Raw genomic sequence first — 6,926 nt, 5'->3', positions numbered from 1 at the left:
GTCCGACGCTGACCAGCAGGATCACGCCGATCACGATCGAGTTGGTGGCGTCTCCTAGTGAGAGCGAGAGCGCGGCGGTGATGAGCAGGAGGATCAGGATGGGGCTGCGGAACTGCCGCCCGAGCACTGCCCAGCCGCTGGCCTCGTGCGTGCGGACCGCGTTCGGCCCGATCACGGCGAGCCGCTCCGCCGCGTCGGCTGCGGCCAGGCCGCCCGGCGCCGAGCCCAGCTGGGCGAGCACCGTGGCCGCCTCGGTCCGGGCGGCGTCGGCGATGGTCAGTGGCGGGGAGATCGACTCCCTCACGTCGAGCTGTGGCATTCAGAATCCGTCCAGAGACCTCAAGTTAACGCTAAGACTACGTCGGGACGCGTTCTGCGTCATTCGGTGACGCAGCGGCGTGCGACGGGCTCCGGAATCCCTTTGAACTCTTGGCCAACTCCGGACAAAGCGCCACCGAAGTTTTGTATATACTTTGTACCGGTACGGTTTAGCAGAAGGCCGTTGGACAGTTCTTCGATCCGGCTTTGCTGCCGCTACCGCCGCAATATTTCGCTGCTGCGGCCCGCCGCGCCACCGGATCGCTTCGACCCGAGTGAAACGGCATCAAGGCAAGTGGTAAACGAGTCAACCGCAAAATCGATCAACGAGCGCTTACATGAGCTGGTGCTCAACAGCGCCGACGTGGAGGAATTCCTCGGCGAACTGGCCCGGGTTTCGGCCCGCAGCCTGTCCGAGCCCGGAGACGAAATCCTGTGCGGGATCACGCTGGTCCGGCAGCGGAAAGCCGCCACCGTGGCCAGCAGCAGCGCAACCGCTCAGGCCATGGATGAGATCCAGTACGGCTTCAGCGACGGCCCCTGCGTGGCGGCGTCCCGGGAGCAAGTCACCGTCCATATCGCCGATCTGGACACGGACGGGCGCTGGCCCCAGTGTGCCGCCATAATCCGGGAGCACGGCATGCGGTCCATCCTTGCCGTGCCGTTCCTGCTCGACGGCGACACCCGGGCAGCGCTGAATCTGTACTCGCACCGGCCGAACCGCTTTGACGAGCGGGCCCGGGAGCTGGCGAGCATCTTCGTGAGCCAAACCTCGATGGCGCTCCGGTTGGCAGTGCAATTCGCGCACTTCAGCGAGACAGCGGACCACCTCAAGGCGACCCTGGAGACGCGCACCAGCATCGACGTCGCGGTCGGCATCATCATGGCGCAGAACCGTTGCAGCCAGGCCGAAGCCTTCGATCTGCTCAGGGCGGCGTCCAGCACGCGCAACGTCAAGCTCCACACCGTTGCCGTGGGCATCGTGGACGCATTGGGCCAGGGTCCGATGCGGACCCACTTCGAGGGCTAGCTGCGGTAACCGGTGTCCGCTGCTGCGGGGGTCGGCGCGGCCGCTTCTGCCAGAACGGTGCGGAGGGTGACCTCGTGGGCGAGGATCCGGAAGTGGCCGCCGGTGTCCAGCTGCACGTTCCGGGCTCCGGGCAGCACGCTGCCTTCGGGGATGTGCGGATCGAAGAGCCCGTAGATGGAGGTAATGCGCTCGTTGACACGCTGCTCGCGGGACAGTTGGAGGGTGACGGCGTTGCGCGGCGACAAGGCCCGCAGGCTCGGGAGGAGCATGAAGCCCGCGTACCGGGAGCCGGAGAAAGGCGAGGCGACGGCCACCATCCGGGAGATGCGCAGCTCCGGATCGAGTGAAGTCATCGCGAACTTGCCGATCAGCCCTCCCTTGCTGTGGGCGACAACGAGGGTGTCGGTGAGGTCCCGGTCCCGGAGGTACTCGGCAATCAGGCCCGCAGCCTTCGGGACCTCGAGCCGGTTCCGTTGCAGTACGGTAACCACGTGCACCGGATGCCCCGCGCCCTGCAGCTTCCGGATCAGCGGCAGCATGAAGCGCCAGTCTTCGAAGATGCCGGGGATTACGACGACGGGCCGGCCGGCGCCGCCGAGGAACTCATCCGGGCTGACTCGGGACACCGCGCTGCGAAGTTGCCGCCCGACGGCGTAGGCGTAGTCTCGGACCCACCAGCCGGCGATCTGGAACACTGTGCTCACGCGGTGAACTCCCGCGGCGTCTCGCGTCCGGCGGGAAGGCCCTGGGCGAAGGCGAGGATGGAGCCTGCCACCTCGACGGCGCGGTTGTGCTGGACCACGTGTCCGGTCCCCGCGATTTCCACGAACCGGGCGGTGGCTGCCCGGGAGGCGAGCCGGTGGCACCAGTCCGTTGGGGCCACCGGATCGTGCTCGCCCCGCAGGACCAGGACGTCGGCCGCGACTCCGCCGATTCTTTCCTCCAGGTGGTAGTTCATCATGAGCCGCAGGTTCTTGAGATACCAGCTTGGCCCGCAGCGGAGATAGTCGGTGAAGACCAGGGCGTTCGAGGAAGGACTCTCGAAAAAAAGGCAGTCCCGGGCCAGCGCCAGCGCCTGCTGCGCCACGGTGCGCCGCTGGTCGTTGACCACCGGGCCCATCAGGACCACGTGCGGAATCCGTTTGGGCTGTTGGCGCGCGGCTTCGACCGCGAACTGGGTCCCCATCGAGTGGCCGACGACGACGAATTCCAGCACTCCCAGTTGCTCGAGGGCACCGAGGATGTAGGTGGCGTGCTCCGCCACGCTGAGCGTGTGCTCCGGCCTGGGGGTAGCGCCGAAGCCGGGCAGGTCGATCGAATAGGTGTCCACCGACTTGGCCAGCAAACCGTGGAGCCGCTCCAGGTAGCGATGCGATGCACCGATCCCGTGGACCAGGACGACGGCGGGTCCAGCCGCTGTGCCGGGCGTCCGCCGGGAGGCGAAGACGTGGCCAAGGTGGCCTGCGGCCTCGACCTCGAAGCGCACGGGGCTGCTCATGGGAAATCTCGTTTCTGCTCGTCGCCGCTGTTTGGCTTGTAGTAAGCATACTGACAATCGTCCGGTAGCCGGGTGCGTGGGTTTGTGTGCGCCAAGCCGCCCGCAGCCGTCATTTCGACGGCCCGCTGCCCGACCCGCGTGCAGATACAGCTTGCGGGCACGGAACCGTCGAATCGGCGGCAAGCCTGGGCCGCCGCCGCCCTGTACGCACGCGCGGGGGCAGTTGTAGCTTGGGAGGGACCCTCAAGGGGAAATCACGGCAGGCCAACATCGGAGGAACGCATGGGCAACAAGCCGATCGAACCGGAAGACATCGTGAGCGACGGGGTGGAAACGGACGGGAAGCCTCTCCCCCGCGACGGCGGCGGGGCCGACGACGGCGCGGCGACGCCGTCCGACGCTTCAGAAGGCGCCAGATCTGAAAATGCCGCGGCAGGAGGCGCCGCGGCAGGAAGCGGAGACTCACAGAAGGTGCCGGGACCGGCCGAGGAGCAGGACGAACAGGCGGCGGACGACCGCGGCCTGACCACGGACACCAGCCCGGACTGAGACCGCGCCCAGGGCTGCCGGTCGGCCCAGGCTGCCGGTCGGCCCAGGCTGCCGGTCGCAAGGCCGGGCCTCCCGCGGGCGGCCCGGCCAGACGGGGACGTTGGCTAGCTTGCGGCGGGCGCAATGTTGACGAGCCAGTCCACCCCGAATTTGTCTTTGCACATCCCGAACGTGTCCCCCCACGGGGCCTTCTCCAGCGGGACTGTGACGGTTCCGCCGTCGGACAACTTGTCCCAGTAGCCGCGGAGCTCGGCCTCCTCGTTGCCGCTGAGGGACACGGAGTAGTTGTTGCCCGGGGTGTAATCCATGCTGTTGGGCGTATCCGCCCCCATCAGCACCAGACCCGTTTCGCCGGTCAGCATGCCGTGCATGATCTTGTCCTGCTCCGCCGGGTCCTCGCTGGCGTGGAACTCGCCGAAGGTGCTCATGTTCAGCTGTCCGCCGAACACGGACTGGTAAAAGGTCATGGCGTCTTTCGCGTTGTCGCGAAAGCTCAGGTAGGGGTTGAGCGTGGTCATTTCCGGGACTCCTCGGTAGCTGGAGGGCGGAACGGGGGTGCCCGCGTCGCCGCACTTACACGGCATATCCTGCCCGAATTCAGGCGCACTTCATAGATCCGTCGAACCCTGCGGGCGGCCGCGGCCGGCGGCCGCCCGCAGGCCGGCTACGCGGTCTGGCCGGCGTGCTCGCCTTCGGCGATTTCTTCCAGCAACTTGTCGTTGAATGCAGGCAGGTCGTCCGGATTACGGCTCGTCACGAGGCCCTGGTCGACCACGACTTCCGCGTCCGTCCAGTTGGCACCCGCGTTCTTAAGGTCCGTCTGGAGCGTGTGATACGAGGTGAGATGGCGTCCGCTGGCCACACCGGCGTCGATCAGCAACCACGGGCCGTGGCAGATCGAGGCCACCGGCTTGTGCTGTTCAAAGAAGCCCCGGGCGAAGGCTTGCGCGCCCTTGTCGACCCGGAGGTGGTCAGCGTTAACGACGCCGCCGGGAATGACGAGGGCGTGAAAGTCCGAGGCATTGGCCTGGTCCACCGTCAGATCGACGTCGAACGTCTGACCCTTGTCGGTGCCGTCATAGCCCTGCAGTTTTCCGCTTTTGAGCGCCACCAAAGTGGGTTCGCCGCCGGCCTCCTTGACTGCGTTCCACGGGCTGGTCAGTTCAACCTGTTCAACGCCGTCCGTGAGCAGAAAAGCGACTTTCTTGCCCGCAATATTGTGTTCCGACATGTGTCCTCCTCCAGCCAGCGCGAGGGTCAACAAGCCGTTCGGCCGCGCATTTCCCCCGCGGAGAGATTGGTGCCTTACCGGACCAACTCTAGGGAACACGAAAATAATAAGCAAGCTGATCATCTGCGCGAACCAGCCCTCCCTCTCTGGCTTCACGATGCTGCTGTGACGGAGATCCGCACCTTGGCGGCCGTCCGTCTACCCGGTGCCCTCTGGCCACGGCCAAGAGCCGTGGTTACGCTGGCGGGTATACGCAGCTTCAGGACCGCAGGAAGTAGGGCACCATGGACGAACAGGACATCCTCCAGCGCATCACCTCCCTGGTAGACGAGGAAAAAGAGCTCCGCGAACAGGCGGAATCCGCAAGTCCCGACCACGACCATGTCCCCGACCGGCTCCGGCTCCGTCAACTTGAACAGGACCTCGACCAGTGCTGGGACCTGCTGCGGCAGCGGCGGGCCAAGAAGCAATATGGCGAAAATCCCGACGACGCGGAGGCACGTCCGGTCACGCAGGTGGAGGGCTACAACGGCTAAGCGCGGGCGCCGGGAGGGCTGGGGACACCGGCGCTGATGGATCGGGGGCACGTTTTTGCGTGACCCCCCGCGGTCCGCGTCAGCGAAGGACTCCGATTGCCTCCTGATTTTTCCGCGTCACGGGCCTACCATATGGACGGGGGGCACTCGAAAGCGACAACGCTTACTGGAGGCCACGATGTTCATCACTGTCCGCAAACATTTCCCGCAAATGCAGAATATGTTCGTGGCCGGAGTCTGGCGCCGGCCGCGGCCCGGTACCGCCGCTCCCCCGCCTGACAGCACGCGGCCCCGGCACTTCTTGGCCGCCTTGGCCGCCGTCGTGCTGGCCATGGCCGGTGGGATAGCGGCCGCAGGGCCGGCGGCCGCGGACCCTGAACAAAGCTACATCGTGGTGCTCAAGGACGGCGCCGGTGACGCGGGAGCCCTCGCCGCCGCGCAGCAGGGAAAGTTCGGCTTCACGGCGTCCAAGGTCTACCGCGACGCGGTGAGCGGCTATTCCGGCACCATGACGGCAGCACAGGCCCGCGACGTGGCCGCGGACCCAAGCGTCGACTTCGTCACGCTCGGCCGGCACTTCGACAAGCCCGCGGAACCCACGGCACCTAACACCGAGATCGCGCCGTTCTGGTGGCTGCGGATCGGTGGCGACATAGCGGAGGCCAGGGCCGGCGCGAATCAACGTGCCAGCGACAGCGACTCCGGCGTTAATGTGGCGGTCATCGACAGCGGCATAGACGCCACCCACCCGGAGCTCAACGTCCGGGGCGGCATCGATTGCACGTCCGGGGCCCCCGTCAAGGTGACCCCCGTTGATGTCCTGGGCCACGGAACCGCAGTGGCGGGCGTTATCGGAGCCCGCAACAACGGCTCCGGCATCGTCGGCACGGCGCCGGGCACCCGGCTCTGGTCGGTGCGGGTGGTCTCCGACGCAGGGACCATCAGCGAGGCGAGCCTGATCTGCGCCATTGACTGGGTGACCTCGACCCGCCGAGGCGGGGACAGGAGCGACGCCATTGACGTTGCCAACATCAGCATCGCCGGCCCCGGCTCCAACACGGCGAATTGCGGCAAGGGCACAGACCCGATGCACTACGCGATCTGCCGCTCGGTGCGGGCCGGCGTCGCGTACGCGGTCGCCGCCGGCAACGCTGCATCGGACCTCGCAGGGACCGTGCCCGCGGCGTACCACGAGGTCATTACCGCCACCGCCATGGCTGACTTTGACGGCCGCCCGGGCGGCCTGGCTCCCAGCATTTGCGGTCGTGACGACTGGAGCGTCCTGGGCCAGCGGGACGACCAGCCCGCGTTCTTCTCGAACTACGCCGTCAATGCTGCGGACCAGCGGCATACCGTCGCGGCACCGGGCGTCTGCGTTTTGTCCACGGCTCCCGGCGGACGCTACGGGATCAACCATGGCACCAGCTTCGCCAGTCCCGCGGTGGCCGGGGCCGTGGCCTCGTGCATCAGCGATGGGGCCTGCCACGGTTCGGGCACCGACATCAGCGAGCAGTTCCTCGATCTCGCCGAGTCCTACAATCAGCGGCACCCCGACTTCGGCTTCACCGGCGATCCGATCCGCCCTGTGGGCGCCAAGTACTACGGGTTCCTGACCGAGATCACGAGGTTCTAGGGCAGCCCGCGGCGCCGCGAAAGTAGACGCACCCTGGCGCAGAGCGGAGCATACGTGCCGGAAGCAGGACGACGACGGCGGGGGCTTCCGCCGTCGTCGTCCCGGCGTCGCCCGGAGTACGGTGCCCGCAG

Annotated in this window: 9 protein-coding genes; 4 read left to right on the top strand and 5 right to left on the bottom strand. The window is 67.0% G+C overall.

All coding sequences use genetic code 11. The features are described 5' to 3' along the window. Positions 1–319, bottom strand: a 319-nt coding sequence (locus tag AB4Y86_RS08495) for a cation-transporting P-type ATPase (protein WP_441401817.1), incomplete at its 3' end; no start/stop codon positions are given. A gap of 294 nt (positions 320–613) precedes the next feature. On the opposite strand from AB4Y86_RS08495, the gene AB4Y86_RS08490 reads away from it, so the two are divergent. Continuing rightward, positions 614–1,348 carry a GAF and ANTAR domain-containing protein gene (locus AB4Y86_RS08490; RefSeq protein ID WP_441401816.1) on the top strand — a complete coding sequence of 245 codons (735 nt, stop codon included), beginning with the start codon at positions 614–616 and terminating at the stop codon, positions 1,346–1,348. Here AB4Y86_RS08490 and AB4Y86_RS08485 read toward each other — a convergent pair. Both AB4Y86_RS08485 and AB4Y86_RS08480 read right to left on the bottom strand, forming a co-directional pair. Further along, a complete protein-coding gene (locus AB4Y86_RS08485) occupies positions 1,345–2,052 on the bottom strand; it encodes an esterase/lipase family protein (protein WP_441401815.1) in 708 nt (235 codons plus the stop codon). The two genes, AB4Y86_RS08490 and AB4Y86_RS08485, sit on opposite strands and share 4 nt — an antisense overlap. Continuing rightward, positions 2,049–2,846, bottom strand: coding sequence for an alpha/beta fold hydrolase (locus AB4Y86_RS08480; protein ID WP_441401814.1), 798 nt, complete (start codon positions 2,844–2,846; stop codon positions 2,049–2,051). The genes AB4Y86_RS08485 and AB4Y86_RS08480 overlap by 4 nt, the downstream gene beginning before the upstream one ends. Positions 2,847–3,128: 282 nt before the next feature. Here AB4Y86_RS08480 and AB4Y86_RS08475 point away from each other — a divergent pair, with 282 nt between their 5' ends. Next, positions 3,129–3,395 carry a hypothetical protein gene (locus tag AB4Y86_RS08475; RefSeq protein ID WP_441401813.1) on the top strand — a complete coding sequence of 89 codons (267 nt, stop codon included), beginning with the start codon at positions 3,129–3,131 and terminating at the stop codon, positions 3,393–3,395. 104 nt (positions 3,396–3,499) lie between these two features. Here the strand turns inward: AB4Y86_RS08475 and AB4Y86_RS08470 are convergent, their stop codons facing one another. Both AB4Y86_RS08470 and AB4Y86_RS08465 read right to left on the bottom strand, forming a co-directional pair. Next, positions 3,500–3,913 carry a VOC family protein gene (locus AB4Y86_RS08470; RefSeq protein WP_441401812.1) on the bottom strand — a complete coding sequence of 138 codons (414 nt, stop codon included), beginning with the start codon at positions 3,911–3,913 and terminating at the stop codon, positions 3,500–3,502. A gap of 146 nt (positions 3,914–4,059) precedes the next feature. Then, a complete protein-coding gene (locus AB4Y86_RS08465; RefSeq protein WP_441401811.1) occupies positions 4,060–4,626 on the bottom strand; it encodes a type 1 glutamine amidotransferase domain-containing protein in 567 nt (188 codons plus the stop codon). A 284-nt stretch (positions 4,627–4,910) separates the two neighbouring features. On the opposite strand from AB4Y86_RS08465, the gene AB4Y86_RS08460 reads away from it, so the two are divergent. Together AB4Y86_RS08460 and AB4Y86_RS08455 are read left to right on the top strand one after the other, a co-directional pair. Continuing rightward, entirely contained in the window at positions 4,911–5,162 is a 252-nt protein-coding gene (locus AB4Y86_RS08460) for a DUF2630 family protein (RefSeq protein WP_441401810.1), read from the top strand. Between the two features lie 178 nt (positions 5,163–5,340). Continuing rightward, positions 5,341–6,795 (top strand): S8 family peptidase, encoded by a 1,455-nt coding sequence (locus AB4Y86_RS08455; protein WP_441401809.1) that lies wholly within the window; start codon positions 5,341–5,343, stop codon positions 6,793–6,795. Positions 6,796–6,926 lie beyond the last annotated feature (131 nt).

This window comes from Arthrobacter sp. 2YAF22_2, from assembly GCF_052114645.1.
Lineage (GTDB): Bacteria > Actinomycetota > Actinomycetes > Actinomycetales > Micrococcaceae > Arthrobacter.
Note: the sequence above shows the minus strand (reverse complement) of the source record. Positions and strands in the feature narration are given on the sequence as shown.